The 20561-nt window shown below is 61.9% G+C and carries 11 protein-coding genes; 6 read left to right on the top strand and 5 right to left on the bottom strand.

Annotated elements, in window-relative coordinates:
* The first annotated feature begins 235 nt into the window (after positions 1–235).
* Both QQJ96_RS11250 and QQJ96_RS11245 read left to right on the top strand, forming a co-directional pair.
* On the top strand, positions 236–3586 hold the full coding sequence (locus QQJ96_RS11250; RefSeq protein WP_284332090.1) for a GH92 family glycosyl hydrolase: 3351 nt from the start codon (positions 236–238) through the stop codon (positions 3584–3586).
* 206 nt (positions 3587–3792) lie between these two features.
* Positions 3793–5877, top strand: a complete 2085-nt coding sequence (locus QQJ96_RS11245; protein WP_284332089.1) for a M13 family metallopeptidase — start codon at positions 3793–3795, stop codon at positions 5875–5877.
* Between the two features lie 154 nt (positions 5878–6031).
* Here the strand turns inward: QQJ96_RS11245 and QQJ96_RS11240 are convergent, their stop codons facing one another.
* Positions 6032–6541 carry a hypothetical protein gene (locus QQJ96_RS11240; protein WP_284332088.1) on the bottom strand — a complete coding sequence of 170 codons (510 nt, stop codon included), beginning with the start codon at positions 6539–6541 and terminating at the stop codon, positions 6032–6034.
* A 247-nt stretch (positions 6542–6788) separates the two neighbouring features.
* Here QQJ96_RS11240 and QQJ96_RS11235 point away from each other — a divergent pair, with 247 nt between their 5' ends.
* The gene (locus QQJ96_RS11235; RefSeq protein ID WP_284332087.1) at positions 6789–8435 is read left to right on the top strand and encodes a hypothetical protein; all 1647 of its coding nucleotides are present in this window, start codon (positions 6789–6791) and stop codon (positions 8433–8435) included.
* Between the two features lie 50 nt (positions 8436–8485).
* Here QQJ96_RS11235 and murD read toward each other — a convergent pair whose 3' ends face one another.
* The 4 genes from murD to QQJ96_RS11215 all read right to left on the bottom strand — a co-directional run bounded on the left by murD (position 8486) and on the right by QQJ96_RS11215 (position 15615).
* The gene (gene murD / locus QQJ96_RS11230) at positions 8486–9844 is read right to left on the bottom strand and encodes a UDP-N-acetylmuramoyl-L-alanine--D-glutamate ligase (RefSeq protein WP_284332086.1); all 1359 of its coding nucleotides are present in this window, start codon (positions 9842–9844) and stop codon (positions 8486–8488) included.
* Between the two features lies 1 nt (position 9845).
* Entirely contained in the window at positions 9846–11195 is a 1350-nt protein-coding gene (murL, locus tag QQJ96_RS11225; RefSeq protein ID WP_284332085.1) for a UDP-N-acetyl-alpha-D-muramoyl-L-alanyl-L-glutamate epimerase, read from the bottom strand.
* An 87-nt stretch (positions 11196–11282) separates the two neighbouring features.
* Complete coding sequence (locus QQJ96_RS11220; protein ID WP_284332084.1) at positions 11283–13895, bottom strand: bifunctional aspartate kinase/diaminopimelate decarboxylase; 2613 nt, start codon at positions 13893–13895, stop codon at positions 11283–11285.
* 205 nt (positions 13896–14100) lie between these two features.
* Positions 14101–15615, bottom strand: a complete 1515-nt coding sequence (locus QQJ96_RS11215; protein ID WP_284332083.1) for a fumarate hydratase — start codon at positions 15613–15615, stop codon at positions 14101–14103.
* A 550-nt stretch (positions 15616–16165) separates the two neighbouring features.
* Here QQJ96_RS11215 and QQJ96_RS11210 point away from each other — a divergent pair.
* The 3 genes from QQJ96_RS11210 (at position 16166) to QQJ96_RS11200 (ending at position 20554) form a co-directional block, all read left to right on the top strand.
* Positions 16166–18091, top strand: coding sequence for a S53 family peptidase (locus tag QQJ96_RS11210; RefSeq protein ID WP_284332082.1), 1926 nt, complete (start codon positions 16166–16168; stop codon positions 18089–18091).
* Between the two features lie 115 nt (positions 18092–18206).
* Positions 18207–19109 (top strand): PhzF family phenazine biosynthesis protein, encoded by a 903-nt coding sequence (locus QQJ96_RS11205; protein ID WP_284332081.1) that lies wholly within the window; start codon positions 18207–18209, stop codon positions 19107–19109.
* A gap of 110 nt (positions 19110–19219) precedes the next feature.
* Complete coding sequence (locus QQJ96_RS11200; RefSeq protein WP_284332080.1) at positions 19220–20554, top strand: APC family permease; 1335 nt, start codon at positions 19220–19222, stop codon at positions 20552–20554.
* Positions 20555–20561: the final 7 nt, after the last annotated feature.

Raw genomic sequence — 20561 nt, 5'->3', positions numbered from 1 at the left:
TGTGACGGAGACGTAAGAGTTTGCTCTTTCACGCGACGAATGAAAAAGGTGGAAATCGACGGCCGACCGACCTTGCCCGATCGCGCAGGCAGCCGTTCGCTTGCCGCTGCAGGCCGCTAGATGACGGCCCTCGCATGCTGCGTTGCGGTTTGACAGCCCTCATTTAGATCGATCAAATCCGGCTCCAGGCGTGTCTATCAGATCCGCAAGCACTTTCCACAGGGGTACCTACCCGATGCCAGGTTTTATCGCCCGCCCATATCGGCAGACACTGCTTTTCCTCGCGCTCGCCTGCTGCGCTACCATCGCCAGCGCGGACGGCAAGGGTACGTTCTACACCTCGTTCGAAACAGGCGAACCCGCGCCGGTTGCAAGCCCGACCACATCAACGCTGGCTGTCCGGATCGATGGTGGCCCCTCGGCGGACGATGCTTACAGTGCCAAACCCGGCGTGGGGTTCACCGGTCTTCATTCGCTTCATTACCAGACCCATGCCGGCGGCAAGCAGGAAACCGCACTGTTTGACGTGGACCTGCCGGTGCAGGCGAACACGCAGCTTTCCTATCTGCTGTTTCCGCGCATCGCGGCAAACGATCTGGCCGATCCTTCCAACTACGTGGCCATCGACCTGGTGTTCGATGACGGCACGCGCCTTTCCGCAAGCCCAGCGCGAGACCAGCACCGTATTCCCGCCAACGCGCACGCACTGGGCGCGAGCCGTACCGTGTATGTAAATCAATGGAACAAGCTGAGCATCGATGTGGGCAAGGCTGCCGCGGGACGCCATATCCGTCGCATCGTGTTGACGCACGACGGCCCTGCCGGAGACATCGAGGGTTTTCTCGATGATCTGCGTATTGGGCCCGCAGCTGACGAGGCCGCGGACAAGCGCCCTAGCGATTACGTAAATATCTTGCGCGGCACCAACTCCAGCCATACGTTCTCGCGCGGCAACAATATCCCCGCCGTCACCTTGCCGCACGGCTTCAACTTCTGGGTGCCGGTGACCGATGCCGGTTCAGACTGGATGTACCAGTACCAGCAGCGCAACGATGCGAACAACCGGCCGCGTATCGAGGCCTTCTCGCTCTCGCACGAGCCCAGCCCGTGGATGGGCGATCGCCAGACCTTCCAGATCATGCCTGCGGCGGTTGCCAGCGGTGCGCCGAGCGCGAATCGCGCGGCACGCGCCTTGAGTTTCAGCCATGACCACGAGACAGCCCACGCGCACTATTACAAGGTAACGTTCGACAACGGCGTCGTGGGCGAGATGACACCTACCGATCACGCCGCCATGCTTCGTTTCAGCTTCCCCGGCAAGCGCGGGCAACTCGTATTCGACAACCGCACGGATGAAGGCGGCATCACGCTAGATCCCGCGCATCGCAGCTTCAGCGGCTATTCCGACGTGAAGAGCGCGCTCTCCACCGGCGCTACGCGCTTGTTCTTCTATGCCATCGTTGACCAGCCTATCACCGAAAGCGGGCGACTCTCCGGCGAAGGTCGCGATCACGTAAGCGCATGGCTAGGCTTCGACACGTCCAAGACCAAAACCGTGAACGTGCGGATAGCTACTTCCCTGCTCAGCCTGGAACAGGCCAAGCACAACCTGGAACTGGAAATCGCGCCACGGGAAAGCTTCGACGAGGTGCGCGATCGAGCCCAAGCGATCTGGGACAAGCAGCTCGGCATCGTGAAAGTGCAAGGCGCCACTCACGGCGAACGGGTGACGCTGTATTCCAACCTCTATCGCCTGCAGATGTATCCCAATTCGGCCTACGAAAACACCGGCAGCGCCAGCCATCCGATCTATCGCTACGCCTCTCCATTCTCGCCCGCTGTCGGCAAGAATACGCCTACGCAAACCGGCGCCCGCATCGTCGATGGCAAGGTCTTCGTCAACAACGGCTTCTGGGATACCTATCGCACCGCTTGGCCCGCCTATGCGCTGCTGATGCCGCAACTGGCCGGCACGATGATCGACGGCTTCGTGCAGGAATATCGCGATGGCGGCTGGATCTCGCGCTGGTCATCGCCGGGCTATGCCGACCTGATGGTGGGCACCAGTGCCGATGTCGCCTTTGCCGATGCTTGGCTCAAAGGCGTGCACAACTTCGACGTGCAGTCGTTCTATCAGGCCGCACTGAAGGATGCCACGGTGGTAAGCCCGCTAGGCGGCACCGGACGCAAAGGCATACAGCGCTCGATCTTCAATGGCTACACGGATGACGCGATCAAGGAAGGCCTGTCCTGGTCGATGGATGGCTACATCAACGATTTCGCCATCGGCAATCTTGCCGGCGCGCTGGCCGAGCGCCGCGCTGCACAAGATCCCTATCAGGCGCACTATACCGAAGACGCCGCGTACTTCCACGACCGTGCGCTGGGTTACGTCAATTTGTTCGATTCCGAGCTGGGCTTTTTCGTTGGCCGCGATGCACAAGGCCGCTGGCGCTATACCAAGCAGCATTTCGACCCCATGCGCTGGGGCGATGACTACACCGAAACAGACGCCTGGAACATGGCCTTCCACGCCCCGCAGGACGGTAACGGTCTCGCAGCGCTGTACGGCGGCCGGGCCCAACTCGCTGCGAAGCTGGACCAGTTCTTCGCCACACCGGGCATCTACCACGTCGGCGGCTATGGCGAACCGATCCACGAGATGCGCGAGGCGCAAGCGGTGCGCATGGGCCAGTACGGTCATAGCAACCAGCCTTCGCATCACATCATTTACATGTATGACTACGCAGGCCAGCCATGGAAAGCGCAGGACAAAGTGCGTGACGTACTCGCGCGCCTGTACCTGGGCAGCGAGATCGGCCAGGGTTATCTCGGTGACGAGGACAACGGCGAGATGTCCGGCTGGTGGCTGTTCAGCGCCGCCGGCTTCTATCCGCTACGCATGGGCACGCCGGAATACGTGATCGGCGCGCCGTATTTCCAGCACATGGACATTACGCTGGAGAATGGCAAGCACATCGTCATCAACGCGGCCGATGTCAGCGATACCAATCGCTACATACAGAGCCTGCGTGTGAACGGGCAGCCATGGAGCAAACTCACCCTACCCCACGAGCTGCTTGCGCAGGGTGCCACGCTGGATTTCGTGATGGGGCCGAAACCCTCCAGCTGGGGCAGCGAAGAGCAGGACCTGCCGCCTTCGCTTACGACCACCGGCAAGCCCGCGCCAATGCACGATCTCGTTGGCCCAGGCCAGGGCAAGCCCGGCAGCGATCCGGCTATGCCTGATGTGGGTAAGCTGTTCGATCACACCAGCGATACCCAAGCGCAGCTGCCTGGTACGCATCCCATCGTGAGCTGGCATTTCCCGCAGCCGCGCCCGGTGGCGATGTATACCCTGACCTCGGCCAGGCATGCACCAGCGCCATCCGACTGGACGCTGGAGGCTTCCGATGACGGCCAGCACTGGACGACGCTGGACACACGGCAAGACGAGCGCTTCCCGTGGCCGCAGCAAACGCGGGTGTTCGCTGTTCGCGAGCCGGGCGCACACGCGTATTACCGCATTCGCTTTGTCAGCAAAGCGCCCGCGGCCTTGTCGGAGATCGCCTTGCTGGGCCGCTAGCGCCTGCGCCCTGTAGGCTGGGATGACAATCCCAGCATCGGGATGCCATGAAAGAAAGCTGGGATTTCATCCCAGCCTACATGCCTGGGCCGCTGATCCTTGGCCTGGTAGAGATTGAACCGGCACCTAGCCCGAAAGTCATGCTCACAAGCCACCGGCTGGCGGCTAAGGTGGGGAAATCTTCCTCACAATAAAAGGTGATCGCCATGCAGCGATTCAGATGGGTTCTCACCGCCGCCGTGCTGACCAGCAGCACGGTCCTGGCTGCAGCACCTGGCACGGCGAATAACGCGCCGACGGCCAAAGCCGCCCGCACGGACGTCGGCATCGACCTCAAAGGCATCGACCATGCCGTCAAGCCGGGTGACAACTTCTTCGACTACGCCAACGGCATCTGGGTGAAGAACACACAGATCCCGGCCGATCGCTCCGGCACCGGTACCTTCCTTGAGGTGTATCAGCTGGCCGAGAAGCAGACCTCGCAGTTGATCCGCAACGCGGCGCAAGCTCACCCGGCAGCCGGCTCCAACGAACGCAAGATCGCCGACTACTACGCGGCCTACATGAATGAGGCCAACATCGAAAAGCTGGGCCTCGCTCCGCTGAAGTCCGAGTTCGAGCGTATCGATGCCATCAAGACCCGCGACGACCTGGCCGGCGTACTCGGCAGTCAGCTGCGGGCGGATGTCGACCCGATCAACAGCACCAACTTCCATACCGAGCATCTGTTCGGTGTGTTCGTGACGCAGGGGCTGGAGGATTCTTCGCACAATATGGCGTACCTGCTGCAGGGCGGCATCGCGATGCCCAGTCGCGACTACTACCTGTCGCAAGACAAAGACATGGTCCAAGCGCGTGCGAAATACCAGGCCTACGCAAGTTCGCTGCTGAAGCTCGCCGGCACCCCGGACGCCGAAGCTCAGGCCAAGGCCATCATCGCGCTAGAAACCAAGATCGCTCAGGCACAGGAAAGCCTGGTCGACAGCCAGGACGTGCACAAGGCCCAAAATGTCTGGAGCACCAGTGATTTCGAGCAGAAGGCGCCTGGCCTGAATTGGGCCGCCTTCTTCAAGGCGGCCGGCCTGGATAGCCAAAAGCAAATCGACGTGTGGCAGCCTTCCGCCACCATCGGCATCGCCAAGCTGGTGGTCAGCGAGCCGATCGAAACCTGGAAACAGCTGCTGCGCTTTCACGCACTGGACCAGGCCGCACCGCTGCTGCCCAAGGCGTATGGGGATCTCAGCTTCAATTTCTACGGCACCACGCTGCAAGGCACACCCAAGCAGCAGGACCGCTGGAAGCGCGCAGTCAACGCCACCAACACCGACCTCGGTGACGCGGTGGGCCAGCTCTACGTAAAGCACTACTTCCCGCCGGCCTCGAAGGCCAAGGTGGAAGCGCTGGTGAAGAACATCGTGGAGGCCTTCGACGAGCGTCTGAACACGCTCGCCTGGATGACTCCCGCAACGCGTGCGAAGGCCAAAGAGAAGATCGCTACGCTACGCGTAAGCGTTGGTTATCCGGATACCTGGCGTGACTACGGCACGCTGGAAATTCGTGCGGACGATCCGCTCGGCAATCATGAACGCGCCGAAGCACTGGAATACAAGCATCAGCTCGCCAAGCTCGGCCAGCCGGTGGACAAGGGCGAATGGTGGATGACGCCGCAGACGGTCAACGCCGTGAACCTGCCGCTGCAGAACGCTCTCAACTTCCCTGCGGCGATCCTGCAGCCACCGTTCTTCGACCCGAATGCCGACGCCGCCGCCAATTACGGTTCGATCGGCGCCGTCATCGGCCACGAGATCAGCCACAGCTTCGACAACACCGGTGCCGATTTCGACGCGCAAGGCCGGATGGAAAACTGGTGGACCCCCGAAGATGCCGCGCACTTCCAGGCCGCGACGCAGAAACTGGTCAAGCAGTATGACCAGTACGAACCGCTGCCCGGCCTGCATGTGAACGGCCAGCAGACGCTGGGCGAGAACATCGCCGACGTCTCCGGCCTGACCGCCGCCTACGCCGCCTATCACAAATCGCTAGCCGGCAAGCCGGCGCCGGTGATCGACGGCCTCAGTGGTGACCAGCGCTTCTTCCTGGCGTTCGGTCAGGCCTGGCGTTCCAAGATCCGCGATGCCGCGCAACGCCAACGCCTCGCCACCGACGTGCACGCGCCGGCGGCGTTCCGCGCGCTGACCGTGCGCAACATCGATGGCTGGTATGACGCTTTCGATGTGAAGCCGGGCGAGAAGCTGTACCTGGCGCCCGACCAGCGCGTGAAGATCTGGTAAGCGCCCATCGGCATGGAAAGACACAAAGCCGCACTCTCTGGAGTGCGGCTTTCCATTATAAGAGCAGACTAAATCGGCGAGAGTTCAAGCTTTGCACAGGTAAGCAATGCGCCATGCGCACCACCGGCGAAAGCCGATCCAGCGTGGCCCCCGATTAATTAATTATTGTTCCGGTACAAGCACTCCCTTCACACGTATTCAAAAACGACGCAGGTTGAGGCGCTTGAAGATGGATCACCCACCTTGGCGAATGCTGCCCGTCCCGTCGTTCCTCGATGAGCAAATTCGCATCCCCATAGACCTTACTTACCATGTCAGAGCTAGGTGACGTGGGAGAAGAGGAACGGGCCTGGGCGTTGGCGAGCAGCACTCGGACGGTATCAGGGCCTATCTTTTGCAGCACATACATCCCTTCCTTCGACGCCGTAAGCTCGGCAAAAGCACCAGTCGCGACATCCTCGATCCGGTAACGGGTCACACCTTCGAGTTCGCTCACGCATACGCGCAGCGAATCGGTCCGACTCAGATTGCCGTCGCATGGCGGAGTGTGCCCCGAATTGACCGAAGAGGGAGGTGCAGCGTGAAGAGGTGATAAGACACCAACGACCAGGAACAGTAGCGCAGCAGAAGAAGTAGGCAAAGTCAGTTTTGATGACAGGCGCATAAAGCACTCCTTGATAATATTAATGCACACCTCGATAGAACAAGTGCCTGCATAAAGTATAAATAATTATTTCGGGCGGCAAGTTGAATAGTCTCAACCGATGGCCAGCATAATTTTTTGCAACAATTACGCAAAAACCCACCTATTTATGGGGAAAACCCTACAAATAAAACCATGACGAACCTACGCGCATCGATGCCATTTATACTTAAATGTATAAATTGATTATTATTATGTGGATTTTGCCATGGCTACGGAAAGCAGGACACTATTCTTCACGCGCAGTGCGCTGGTGACGCTGGCTTATGGCTTGATCTATGCCGCACTGCGAGAAATCAGCCTGTCGGATATCAGCTATCTCAACTGGATACCGATGGCGCCACTGCGGTTCACCTGCCTATTGTTCGTTCCCACCCGGTACTGGCCCGCGTTGATCGTGGGCGAAGCCATTCCCATCAGTTATCAAAACTATCCTAATCTGGAGCAATTCGGATGGCCAGCGATGTTATCTACCGGCGTCCCACCCATGACATACGCTGCCGTCATCGTCCACTTGACACTGAAACGACTCCCAAATTTTGAGCAACTTATATCCAAGAACATGGGCTCTTTGTTGTTCTGCATGTTGCTTGTTTCGCTGACTGTCGGCTTGCACAACAGGCTTAGTTACAGTTTGCTCAAGCACCTTGCTCCTGGCGAGCAACCTGTCCCACTGTGGCTATATGGCGTCAGGAGGATAATCGGCAACTACCTGTCCGTTCTGACGGTCACCCCGGTGGTGCTATGGCTGGTAGAAGAAACTCGGCGCGTTGCCCCGCCAAACCCATTCCAGCTTGGCGCGCTCGCCAACGCCCTGCAAGGTATACCGCGACTCACGACAGCAGGGCTACTCCTCGTCATCACACTGCTTACCTTTGCCGGGCATTACGTTGGCGGGGCCGTGCATATGCTGGCATTGTGCGGCATCGTTGCCGCGCTGGTCGTGGCCGCATCGCGGCATGGCTGGCAATGCGCAGTCCTGGTCGGCGCAGCAGCCAACCTGGGCGTCATCGTATTGATGCCTAGTCGCGACGATCCCCTGACGATTCTCGCCCAATGCATGATCGCTGGGTTGACGACTTGCTCACTGCTACTCGGTGCTCGCACCACAGTATCCCGTGGGCTCGCACATGGCATACGCCTGGCTGAACACAACGCGCGACTGGCTGAGCAAAGCGCCGCGGCGGCCCGGGGGCTGGCACGGCGCGAGCTGTTCGCCACTGAACGCGTTCGCCTCAATTACGCCACCGAGCTAGACGGTGTGTTCGACGACATGCACGGGCGGGCTATCCGCATGATGCATGAGGCGCACTCGGCCTTGCCGCCGGCCAGGCTCGACGCGTACTACCAGGATTTTGAAGCCCTACACCAGCAGCACCTACGCATCACCAACGGCCTGGCGCCGCATGGCCGGGATTTGTTCGACGGCGAGGAGCGTCCGATCGTCCAGGCACTGAGCCAGATCGGCGTGCAATGCAAGATCTTCGATCCGAGCTTCGATAGCGACCCGCTGGACTTGTCGATGGAGCTGCACCCAGCCCTCCATCGACTGAAGTGCGAGACAGTCGCCTACCTGATGAAGCACGCGCCCAGCAATGTCCTTAGTCTGCATCTGGCAGTGCGCACGCGCGACGGTCATCGCGTGGCGGAGGCCACCCTGGCCAGCGTCGGCATGCCCATCACGCTGTCAAAAATCGCGTATCAAGACCTATTGACCGGCCTCGGCGTGACTTACGCAAGCGAGCGGCGCATGCGCAACCAGGCGCAACTTTATGGCGGCGATGTCCAGCTGGTTCACACATCACCACATCAACTGCGCGTCGTCGTGTGCGTGGCGGACAAAGCGGAGGGGTGATCAAGCGCACTGCCAAAGATCAGCGGTTATGACATTCCTGTCTGCGCGACTTATGCAATCCCCAGGCCGGCGATGCCGGATATCCCGCTTCCACCCACGCCAGCCATCTCTGCAAAGCGCTTGCCGCGTTCGGCGTAGTCATGGAACTGGTCAAAACTTGGCGCACCAGGCGACAGCAATACGGTGCCCCCTTCAGGCGTGATGGTGCGTGCCATCTCGATGGCATCGAAGAGTTTGTCGACATCACCCAGGGGTACGTCCGATTTGGCGGCACGCAGGGCTGCGGCAATACGCTGCCCGTTGGCACCCTGGGTTATGATGCGCAGCGCCTTGCGTGACTTCACAGCATCAACAAAAGCCGTCCAGTCCAGACCGCGGTCGTGGCCACCTACGATGACGGTAACTTCCCGGCCGTGCAGGCTTTCCAGCGCCGCAAGCGTCGCCTGCGGCGTCGTGCTGATGGAATCGTTGATCCAATGCAGGCCCTCACGTTCACCCAATGGCTGCAAACGATGTGGCAGCGGCTGAAACGACGAGAGGCCCTGGGCAGCCGCCATGGCGTCGATGTCCATGGCTGCCAATGCTGCCAGCGCGGCGCAGGCGTTCAATGCATTGTGCACACCCGGAACAGAAATCCGCTCCAGCGGAAATACATCCGCAGTACCGCGACGTATGACACCTTCCGCCACATGCCAGCCATCCGCCTGCCCGAACAGCAATTGGTGCGGGTGACTTGCTGTGTGCTCCAGCAACGATGGTTGCTGAGCATTGACCAGCAACCGTTTGGCCCGATCGACCAGTTTGAGCTTGTCGGCCACATAACGGTCGCGCGATCCATGCCAGTCGAGGTGCTCTTCGTACAGGCTGGTAATCACGCCCAGCTCCAGCGGACCTGCCTCGCCGGTCTGGAAGCTGGACAACTCGATCGCCCACAGTTCGGCTTGGCTGTCGAGCAGTTCGAGCAAAGGCAATCCGATATTGCCGGCCAGCGCCGTGCGCACTCCCTGCGCACGGGCAAGATGCGCAATCAACGCGGTCGTCGTGCTCTTGCCCTTGGTGCCGGTCACCGCCACCACGCGCGCTTGCGGATTCTCCGCAAACCACAGCGCGGTGCCGGAGGTGAAATGCGTGCCTTGCGCTTGCGCCGTGATAATGGCGGGCTTGTAGGCCGAAATACCTGGCGACTTGATGACGACGTCGTACGCACTGAGGGCGACGGCATCCGGTTCACTTGGATAGATACGCAGCGACGATTCGAAGGTCTGTGCTTGCGCGACTTCGGACTCGCTGCAATACAGCGCCAGCGGCAGCTCAGGAAGACGCTTGCGCAACGCATGGATCGCGGCACGCCCTTCGCGGCCGAAACCCCAGATCGCCACTCGCTTGCCGGTCAGTTCCGCAATACGCATGTCAGGTGATCGTCGACAGTGCCGCTTGCAAACGATCCGGTACACGATGCTCGCCGGAAGGCCGCAGCCAAGGTTCCAGCGTCAGCTGCGCAACATCGAGTTGCGGCAGGATTTCGCTGCGGAAACGGGCGACGAGCGCATCTTCCTGCCACTCCGGCCGCTGGCTCAGCGTGTACATGGCGGCACGCGCCTCGGCGCCTTCGCCCACGCATTCGAACGGTTTGTGATCGTGATACTCAAGCAAAGCGTCGAAGCCCGCGGCTTGCGAGTCATCGTCCAGCAGATTGCGGCCGAAAATGGTGAGCAGACGCGGCTTCGGCAGGAACGGCGCCAAAGCCAGGAATACAAAATGGCATTTCGGACACTGGCCGCACCAGCGATCGGCCGGCTTCGGCCCAAGGATCTTGAAGTTGCGGTTGCAGCTGGAGAAGACGTCGAAATACGGTGTGTGCTTGGCGAACGCGCGAGTGATGGCGAGCTCGGAGAACGGACGCAGCAGCGAGCAATAATCAAGATCGGCCGCAACATGCGTATGCAGCCAGTCACCAAGCAGTTGCTCGAAGGCGTAGCCCTTGCTCCACTGATGATTGACCTGCTGGCCCTCGTATTCCAGCGTCGCGGCCGACGCGGAACGCTCGTTGGCAAACGCAATGCTGTCGTAGCCGTAGAGCACGGCCGCCAGCACGAGGATGGCTGAATTGACGGCCGTCACCGGGATATGGCCGTTCCATGCCCCGAGCCGGTTCAACTCGAACAACCCCGGCGCGAGTTCACGCTGGATGTTCAGCGTGGGCAGGCCCGTGCGTTCGGCGCAGGCCGCGATCAGCGGCGAATTGCCCACCCAGACGGCAGTGGCTTCGCCACCGACTTGCTTGATCGCTTCGACCGCGACAACCGAATCCTTGCCGCCACCGATGGGTACCAGGGTGCGCTTGGGAAGGTGCAGGGCGGCCGCTTCCACCTTGCCTGGAGGTTCGCCGGAACGGGGGAAAGCGATGCGTCCACGCAAATCCAATCCGTTGCGGTAGGCGAATTCGGCCAGCCCGTGCAGATACAAGTCATCGAGCAGGTTGGCCGTGGCATCATCGAGCGGACCGTCGGCCACTTCGATCTTGGGCGGCACGCCTGCCTTGTAGTAGCTGATGCCGGCTATCAGGTGCAGCAATTTCAGCGCCGCAGCAAATGCATGCTTGCGCTCCGGCGTCAGCGCTGGCGGCGCGGGAAAGCGCACGCGTTCGATCAATTCCTCGCCCTGGTCGAAGGCATACGCCAGCTCGGCCACGCCCTCGGCATAGCTCGCGCGGACGAAGCGGAAAACCTGGGTCAGGCGGGGTTGGATCGGTTGGGTCACTTAAAGCTCCACATCTGTTTCTAACACTTCGCGAGGCTCCCCCTCACCCTGCCCTCTCCCCGCAGGGAGAGGGAAAAGCATGCAGCGTCACTCGAGAATGACTTCTTCCGCCTCATCCCGCAGATTGTACGGCGAGGCCATCACTTTGCCGTAAGCGCCGGCCTGGGCGATCAGCACCACGTCGCCCTCACGCGCTTCCGGCAGGCGGCGGTCGGAACCGATCACGTCGCCGCTTTCACAGATCGGACCGACCACCTGGTAGAGCGCGGTGGCCGCTTCGTCCAGGCGGGTGAGGTTGACGATTTCGTGCCAGGCGTCGTATAGCGCCGGACGGATCAAGCTGTTCATGCCGGTGTCCACGCCGAGGTAACGCCACGAACCTTTGCCCTTCTGCTGGGTGACGCGGGTAATCAACGCGCCCGCATCGGCCACCAGATAGCGGCCCGGCTCCATCCACAGCTGGTAATGGGGATAGGCCGCCTTGACCTTGCGCAGGGTTTCGTCCAATGCAGCGATGTCCAGCCTAGCCTCGCCCGGATGCGAAGGCACGCCGAGGCCGCCACCGATATCGAGGAAGGCCACACTGCCGATGCGCTCGGCAATGCTGGCCAGCTGGCTGTACACCTCGCCCCAGTGCTTGACGTCCAGGATGCCCGAGCCAAGGTGCGCATGCAGGCCGCGTACGACCACGCCGTGGGTATCGGCCAGGCGCAGGAAGGCGTCGAGCTGGTCCACCGGCAAGCCGAACTTGCTGCCGCTGCCGCCAGTGCGAACTTTCTCGTGATGGCCCAGGCCACGGCCAAGATCGACACGCAGCACGATTTCGCGTCCACGGAAGACCTCGCCCCAGTGCTCCAGCGGATAGAGCGAATCCAGCGAAACTGCGGCGCGCGTAGTCAAGGCCCACGCGTAGTCTTCGCGCGGCGCGAAGTTGGGCGTGAACAGCAACGGAGCGGTTTCGGGCACTACTGCCATCACCGCCTTCAATTCGCCGGGCGACACGCATTCGAAGCCAAAACCTTCCTCGGCCAGGGCACGCAGGATGGCCGGATGGGTATTGGCCTTCACCGCGTAGTGCATGCGATCCACTGCCGTGAGCGTCTTCAATTCTCGCGCCTGTCTGCGCACGGTCGGCAGGTGGTACACGTAGCGCGGGGTGGCCTCGGCAGCCAGCGCCAGCAGCTGGTCACGGCACTCGGCGCGCCACCACGCATCCGCCGCCATGACGGTTTCACCGCTGCCGTACAAGCTTTGCCAGCTAGGACCGAACAAGGCGCTGTCATCGGTACGCAGCGCACCTGCGGCGATCAGCATTTCATGCAGGCGCGGTACCAGTTCGTCGACCACGCTCTCATCCACCACGAAGGTAAGGTTGAGGTTGTTGGACGACTGCGATATCAGATGCACGCGCAGCTGGCCGAATTCCGCCAGCACGCTGGACAGGGTGTGCAGCATCGAACGCATGCCGCGGCCGACCATGGTGATCGCCGCGCACGGCGCGATCACCTTCACCCGGCAGACCTTGGCCAGATCACTGGCCAACGCCGCCACCGCGTCGGAGTCGAGCAGATTCTCGGTCGGATCCAGCGACACCGTGACGTTGGTTTCGGCTGAACTGATCAGGTCCACCGACAGGCCATGCTGCTTGAAGTGCGCGAACACGTCGGACAGGAAGCCGACCTGCTGCCACATGCCCACCGATTCCATCGACACCAGGGTGATGCCCTTGCGCGCGCTGATCGCTTTCACGCTGGGCGCGTGCTCGCGCACTTCCGGCCCGATCACCGTGCCTTCCAGCTCCGGGCGATTGGTGTCCTTGATCAGCATCGGCACACGCGGCTCGCGCAGCGGCGACAAGCAACGTGGGTGCAGCACCTTGGCGCCGGTGGAGGCGATTTCCTGCGCCTCTTCGTAGTCGAGCTTCTGCAACAGACGCGCACCAGGCACCTGGCGCGGATTGGCGGTGAACATGCCGGCCACGTCGGTCCAGATTTCCACCCTCTGCGCCTTCAACAGTGCACCGAAGTAGGACGCCGACGTATCCGAGCCGCCACGGCCGAGCAACACGGTACGGCTTTGCGATTCACGCGCGATGAAGCCTTGCGTGATGAACACTTCGCCGAGCTTCTCCAGGCGCGCGTTCAAGGCCGGATCGGGTTTGGCCTCGACCATCGCCGAAAGCAGCTTGGTGCGCTCGTTCTGGTTGGGCAACGCGATAGCGGCAAGGCATTCGCGTGCGTCCACCCATTGCGTGGGCAAGCCGGCGTGCGAGAGAAACGCCGCGCCCAACGCGCTGGACATCAGTTCGCCATGCGCCTGCACCAAGGCAGACCATGCCAGTTCACCCAGCAGCGCCGGACCTTCCTCGGCCAGCCTGGCCAACTCTCGCAGGCGCTCGGCCAAGGTTTCGGGCGCGGCGAGCTGCATGTGATCGAGCAGGTCGTAGTGACGCTGCGCGATCGCCTGGTAGGCCTCGATACGTTTGCCTTTGTCTTCCTGGGCGCACAGTTGTTTGAGTGCGTCGGTGATGCCGGTCAGCGCGGAAACGACCACCAGCACGCGCGCGCCTTCGGCGCGGCGGCTGGAGACGAGTTCGCGGATGTTCTGCCAGCGCGGCAGGGTGGCGACACTGGTGCCGCCAAACTTCATCACGATCCAGGGTGCGCCGGCGGAAAGCGGCGCGGGGGCGTTCGGGCTCACGGTTTCTCTGTCTAGGGTTGCGGGAAAAGTCAATCCCGCCAGTGTTGCGCCGCGTCAGCCGGAATGCAACCGAAAATTCGGCATAGCGTTTGGATGGCTAAATGCCCGCAATAGCGCTGGCCCGTAGGCTGGGATGCCAATCCCAGCTTTTGGAAATCGCGGGAAAGCTGGGATTTCATCCCAGCCTACGCGCTCGCATCAGTGGTTATTCGACCAGCACGGGGATCTTGCCGATCTTTGCCTGCCACTCCCGCGGCCCGGTCTTGTGCACGGAACTCCCCGCCGAATCCACCGCCACGGTCACCGGCATGTCCTTGACCTCGAATTCGTAGATCGCCTCCATGCCCAGATCCTCGAAGGCCACGACCCGGCTGGCCTTGATCGCCTTGGAAACGAGGTAGGCCGCGCCGCCCACGGCCATCAGGTACACCGACTGGTGCCGCTTGATCGCCTCGATTGCCGTCGGGCCGCGCTCGGCCTTGCCGACCATGCCTAGCAGGCCGGTCTGCGCCAGCACCTGCTCGGTGAATTTGTCCATGCGGGTGGCGGTGGTGGGACCGGCGGGGCCGACCACTTCGTCGCGTACCGGGTCGACCGGGCCGACGTAATAGATAAAGCGGCCATGGAAGTCGACGGGCAGCTGCTCACCCTTGTTCAGCATGTCGACCATTCGCTTATGCGCCGCATCACGGCCGGTGAGCAGCTTGCCGTTGAGCAGCAGCACTTCGCCGGGCTTCCATCCAGCGACTTCCTCGCGCGTCACCGTGTCGAGGTTCACGCGGCGCCCCTTGGAGGCGTCGTAGGTCAACTTGGGCCAGTCTTCCAGTGAGGGCGGATTGAGCATCACCGGACCGGAGCCATCCAGAGTGAAGTGCGCATGCCGGGTGGCTGCGCAGTTGGGAATCATCGCCACCGGCAGATTGGCGGCGTGGGTGGGGTAATCCTTGACCTTCACGTCCAGCACGGTGGTGAGCCCGCCCAGCCCCTGCGCGCCGATGCCCAGCGCATTCACCTTCTCGTACAGCTCAAGACGCAACTCTTCGGCGCGGTTGCGCGGGCCGCGGGCGATCAGGTCCTGAATGTCGATCGGCTCCATCAAGGCCTCTTTCGCCAACAGCATGGCCTTCTCGGCGGTGCCGCCGATGCCGATGCCCAGCATGCCCGGCGGGCACCAGCCGGCCCCCATGGTCGGCACCGTCTTGAGCACCCAGTCCACGATGGAGTCGGACGGGTTGAGCATGACGAACTTGGACTTGGCCTCCGAGCCGCCGCCTTTGGCCGCCACAATCACCTCGACCGTATCGCCGGGTACGATGGAAACGTTGATCACCGCCGGCGTGTTGTCCTTGGTATTGGCGCGCTTGCCGGCCGGATCGGCCAAGACGCTCGCGCGCAGCTTGTTGTCCGGATGGTTGTAGGCGCGGCGCACGCCTTCATTGACCATGTCCTCCAGGCTCAGCGTGGCATCCCAGCGCACATTCATGCCCACTTCCAGGAATACCGTGACGATGCCGGTGTCCTGGCACAGCGGACGGTGGCCTTCGGCGGCCATGCGCGAATTGATCAGGATCTGCGCCATCGCGTCTTTCGCGGCCGGCGACTCTTCACGCTCATAGGCCTTGGCGAGGTTGGTGATGTAGTCGACGGGGTGGTAGTAGCTGATGTACTGCAGGGCGTCGGCGACGGACTGGATCAGATCGTCTTGCTTGATGGTGGTCATGGCGATGGCTTCGACTGGGGAACGAGGCCCGGCCAGCTTTGCGCTGGCCGGGCACAGCCGCCCTATTGTGCCCCATTCCCGCCCCGCAGACGAAAAACGCGTCGTGAAGTCGGGGATTGCGCGTAGGCTGGGATGACAATCCCAGCATCGTGATGCCGCATGGAAAGCTGGGATTGTCATCCCAGCCTACGCTCAGCCATACGCGCATGCAGTGCGGTGGCGGGATCAGAACATTCCCCAGGTAGGGTTTTACTTGGACGATCCGTTTGCGTTTTAATGCATGCACTTTAGGCAAGCAACAAGCCTTTGCTCGCCCATGACGTTTGGTTTTGTGCTGATGCCGCTCAGGCACTTCCAGCTTTCGCTTCAGCACTGATAGGCTCGTCGAAGCGGCTCGATGCTGGTCGTCAGGGGAGACGGACGACGTCGCTGGGTAGACGAATTTTCAGCCACATGCGCTACGACATCGTTCGCATGAAACAAGGGCGCGCACTTCTGGCCTTTGTCTCGCATGCCCGCATGCCGTCGTGCTCAATCGGAGGGAGCATTCATGAGTGCAAAGCTGCATCGCAAGTCGCTTTCCTTGTCTTTGGGTTTGTTGCTGGCCGGCGCGAGTGCCGGCGCGCTGGCCGCGAATATCAAACCTGCCGTCGACGTTGGCACGGCTTCGGCCGATCAGACCGCACACGTCACGCTGTTTTTAAAACTGCACCATGAGGCCGCGCTGGAGGATTACATCCGCCAGACGGTAACGCCCGGCAGCGCGCACTACCAGCAATTTCTCACCACCCAGCAGTTCGCACAGCGATATGGCGCCACTGACGCGGAGATTGCGCGCGTGCAGTCCTATCTGCGCAGCAAGGGATTGAACAGCGAGGTACTGCCCAGCCATTTGGCGATCCGCACCAGCGGCTCGCTGAGCCAGTTCGGCCAGCTGTTCCAGACTTCGATCCATAACTATGTTTCGCGCGAAAACGACCACAACTTCCACAAGCCGGTCTCGGCACCGCAGCTGCCATCGGCGATTGCCGACGTGGTCGACGTGGCGACGGGCTTGAGCAACGAGAAAGTCTATCGCCCGCATCACGTTGCCTCGCCGGCATTCACATCGCTGGGCACCCCGAATGCGAAGGCCAATGCGCTGAGCAACAAAGGCTCCCGCGGGCCCAATGACAACCCCACTGCCTCTGGCGTTCCGGGGCAATACACGGTTGGCGACGTTGCCAACTTCTATGACATCAATCCGCTTTATCAGCGTGGCGTGGTCGGCGAAGGATCGACCGTGGGCATCGTCACGCTGTCGAGCTTCTATCCCAGCGACGCCACCACCTACTGGTCGGATATCGGCCTGGCCACCAAGCCCGATCGCATCACGCAAGTGCATGTGGATGGCGGTGGCGCGATCGACGGCGGCAGCGGCGAGACCTCGATCGACGTGGAACAGTCCGGCGGTATCGCGCCCTACGCCAATGTCATCGTATACGACGCACCCAACACTACCGCGGGCTATGTCGATGCCTTCGCGCGTGCCGTGTCGGACAACACCGCCGACAGCATCTCCACCAGCTGGGGCTTGCCGGAAATCTTCAACTTCGCAGCGCTCAACACGCCCGGCGCCAGCATTACTGACACTACCGACGTAGGTGACCTGCGCGCGTTCCACAAGATCTTCCTGGAAGCGGCCGTGCAGGGACAATCGCTGTTCGCTGCCTCAGGCGATTCGGGCGCCTATGACACCGTGCGCGACCTTGGCGCGGGCACCGGCGCAGGCCAATACACCGCACCACTCACGGTAGATTCGCCGGCTTCCGATCCCTTCATCACCGCAGCCGGCGGCACCACTACGCCCTACAGCTATCAGTTCGGCACCGGCCCGACCGCGTCGGTTACGCAGGAAAGCGTGTGGGGCTGGGATTACCTGCAGAACTATTTCGCCCAGTACGTGCATCCGATCAACGTGTTCTCCACCGGCGGCGGCGGTGGCGTAAGCGTGTACTGGCACCGGCCGTTCTACCAGGCATTCACCTTCGGCATTCGCCGCAGCGAGCCGAACCAGTCGCTGGTCTACAACGACCCCAGCGCCGGCCCGACCACCTTGCTGCAAATGCCCGGTCATTTCGCTGGCCGCAACGTACCGGATATCTCGCTCAATGCGGACCCGGAAACCGGCTACGTCTTCGTCTCCACCAATGACGGCGGCTTGAACAGCGGCGAAGGCGGCACGAGCTTCGTCGCGCCGCAGCTCAACGGCATTACCGCACTGCTGCGGCAAAGCACGGGCCATCGCGTTGGCCTGTGGAACCCACAGGTGTATGCATTGCAAAACTTCTTCGGCTACAACTTCTTCTCGCCGTTCAACAGCGTCAATGCCGGCGACAACTGGTTCTACAACGGCGCTCCGCACTACACGCCTGGCGCAGGCATTGGAACGCTGGACGTAGCGAACCTGGATGCCTTCCTGCGTGCTGGCTTCTAAGATGTAAGGCGATTCCCTCCCCTGTCGCCAGGGGAGGGAACGACCTGCCGTCTGCAGTCAAAGAAAGTCGGCATGCAGCTATGATGATGCGTCCGTTTCGCCATCTCACACGCTCATGTCCCGCAAACGCCGCTTCATGCAAATCGACGTCTTTTCGCGCCAGCCCATGCGAGGCAATCCGCTGGCAGTAGTCATCGATGGCGCGGGACTGGACGAAACCACGCTGCAAGCTTTCGCGCGCTGGACCAACCTCTCCGAAACCGCCTTCCTGCTGCCGCCGACGACAGCGGAAGCCGACTATCGTGTGCGCATCTTCACACCACGGCAGGAATTGCCGTTTGCCGGCCACCCCAGTGTAGGCAGCGCTTATGCCGCTATCGAAGCGGGACTCGTCGCTGACGGCAAAACACAATTGATTCAAGAGTGCGCCGCGGGACTGCTGCCGGTGGAGGTCGAAGGCCAGGGCGCGGAACGCATCATCCATGTGCAAGCGCCAACCGCCAAGCAAATGGACATGAGCACCGAGCTGCTCCATGCGATCGCTGACGCGGTCGGCATGAGCCCGGAACCTATGCACCTGGGCTTGATCGACAACGGTCCGCGCTGGTGGATAGGCGATCTCAGGGAAGCATCGCGCGTACGCGCCCTGCAACCTGATCTGCATGCGATCAGCCACTTGTGTGAACAGCAGAAGGCGATCGGCGTCGCGGTATTCGGTCAGGAACATGGCAGTGCCGCGCAGATGGCCGTACGAGCCTTTTGCCCAGCCGACGGCATACCGGAAGATCCGGTGACCGGCAGCGCCAACGCCGCAATCATGGCTTTTCTGGTCGCACGCGGGGACATCCGCTACGACGCAAGCTATGTCGCAAATCAGGGGCGCGAGATCGGCCGCGACGGATACGTCACCGTCAGGCACGATCGGGACACCGCAGCCATCACGGTCGGCGGTCAATGCGTGACGGTGATCCAGGGTGAACTCGACCTGCCCGGCAGGCACGCGCCAAACGCTACGTAGTCTGGAATGGCAATCCCGGCATTGCCACGCATGCCATATCTGTGGTGCTGGGATTGTCATCCCAGCCTACCCACGCCATGCTCTGCGTTTCCAACCCAGGGGCTTTTCCCATGACGTCACCGACTACTGGCTATCAGCGCAGCCTTCGCCTGCGGGACGCAGCGTTGGTCGTGGTCGGCGGCATCATCGGCGGCGGTATCTTTCTCAATCCCGGCATTGCCGCGAAACGCACCGAATCGGGCCTGGCCCTGCTGCTGATGTGGGTAGGCGCGGGGGTGCTCACCTTGCTCGGGGCGATGTGCTATGCCGAATTGGGCGCGCGCCGCCCGCGTGCCGGCGGCAGCTACGTGTACCTGCGCGAGGCCTTTGGCCCGCTGGCCGGCTTCCTGTTTGGCTGGACCATGCTGCTGGTGATCTATTCCGGTTCGAGCGCGGCGGTGGCCACCATCTTCGCCAGCTATGCCGCGACGGTGTTCGGACTGCCGGCCGGCATGGCAACGCCGCTGGCGGTGGGCGCGCTGGCGCTGGTGGCGCTGATCAACCTGTTCGGCCTCAAATTCGGCGTACAGATGCAGAACCTGTTCACCCTGCTGAAGCTGCTGGCGGTGGCGGTGCTGGTGGTGTGCGGGCTGTTTCTGGCCGGGGTCGGCACCGGCGCACCCTGGCTGGCCGCGGACCCGGCGCATAGCGACGTCGGCTTCATGAGCGCTGCGCTGCCGGTGCTGTTCGCCTATTCCGGCTTCACCTACCTCAACAATCTGGCCGGCGAAGTGCGCGAACCGCAGCGCACCCTGCCCCGCGCACTGGTGCTGGGCATGCTCGGCGTGGTGAGCGCATATGCGCTGGTCAACGTGGCGTACCTGGCAGTACTCGGGCATGCCGGCCTGGCGCTCAGCAGTACACCTGCCGCTGACGTCATGAACAAGGTGTTCGGCCCGGCCGGCGCCAAGCTGATCGCCGTGGGCATCGCCATTTCCACCTTCGGCTTTTGCAACATCACCCTGGTAGCCGGAGCCCGCGTCTTGCAGGTGATGGGCGCCGATGGCCTGTTCTTCGCCAGCGTGGGACGCTTGCACCCGCGTCATCACACACCCAACCTGGCGCTGCTGCTGCTGGTTGGCTGGTCGATCGTGCTGGTCTTGTCCGGCAGTTACGGCCAGTTGCTGGACTACGCCACTTTCGGCGACTGGCTGGCCTGCGCGGTGGGGGTGGGCACGCTGTTCTGGTATCGCCGCAGGGAAACCGGCGAGGAGGCCGCCGAAGTGAGGTTCAGCGTGCCCGGCTATCCGCTGCCACCACTGATCTTCATCGCCACGATCGCGTTGGTGGTGGTGCAAAGCCTGCGTACAAGCTTGGTGAACACGGGCATCGGCCTTGCGATCATGGTGGCCGGCATCCCGGTCTACCTGATCTGGCGACATTTGTTCAGCACCGTGCGCTCCTAATTCGCTG

Source organism: Dyella flagellata (assembly GCF_030160275.1).
In the GTDB taxonomy this organism is placed as follows: Bacteria; Pseudomonadota; Gammaproteobacteria; order Xanthomonadales; family Rhodanobacteraceae; genus Dyella_B; species Dyella_B flagellata.
Note: the sequence above shows the minus strand (reverse complement) of the source record. Positions and strands in the feature narration are given on the sequence as shown.

Bases quoted from the DNA above. Each gene is read 5' to 3' on its own strand.
- QQJ96_RS11200 (WP_284332080.1), top strand. From the start codon at position 19,220: ATGACGTCACCGACTACTGGCTATCAGCGCAGCCTTCGCCTGCGGGAC.
- QQJ96_RS11240 (WP_284332088.1), bottom strand. From the start codon at position 6,541: ATGCGCCTGTCATCAAAACTGACTTTGCCTACTTCTTCTGCTGCGCTA.
- QQJ96_RS11250 (WP_284332090.1), top strand. From the start codon at position 236: ATGCCAGGTTTTATCGCCCGCCCATATCGGCAGACACTGCTTTTCCTC.
- QQJ96_RS11245 (WP_284332089.1), top strand. From the start codon at position 3,793: ATGCAGCGATTCAGATGGGTTCTCACCGCCGCCGTGCTGACCAGCAGC.
- murD (WP_284332086.1), bottom strand. From the start codon at position 9,844: ATGCGTATTGCGGAACTGACCGGCAAGCGAGTGGCGATCTGGGGTTTC.
- QQJ96_RS11235 (WP_284332087.1), top strand. From the start codon at position 6,789: ATGGCTACGGAAAGCAGGACACTATTCTTCACGCGCAGTGCGCTGGTG.
- QQJ96_RS11210 (WP_284332082.1), top strand. From the start codon at position 16,166: ATGAGTGCAAAGCTGCATCGCAAGTCGCTTTCCTTGTCTTTGGGTTTG.
- QQJ96_RS11215 (WP_284332083.1), bottom strand. From the start codon at position 15,615: ATGACCACCATCAAGCAAGACGATCTGATCCAGTCCGTCGCCGACGCC.
- QQJ96_RS11205 (WP_284332081.1), top strand. From the start codon at position 18,207: ATGTCCCGCAAACGCCGCTTCATGCAAATCGACGTCTTTTCGCGCCAG.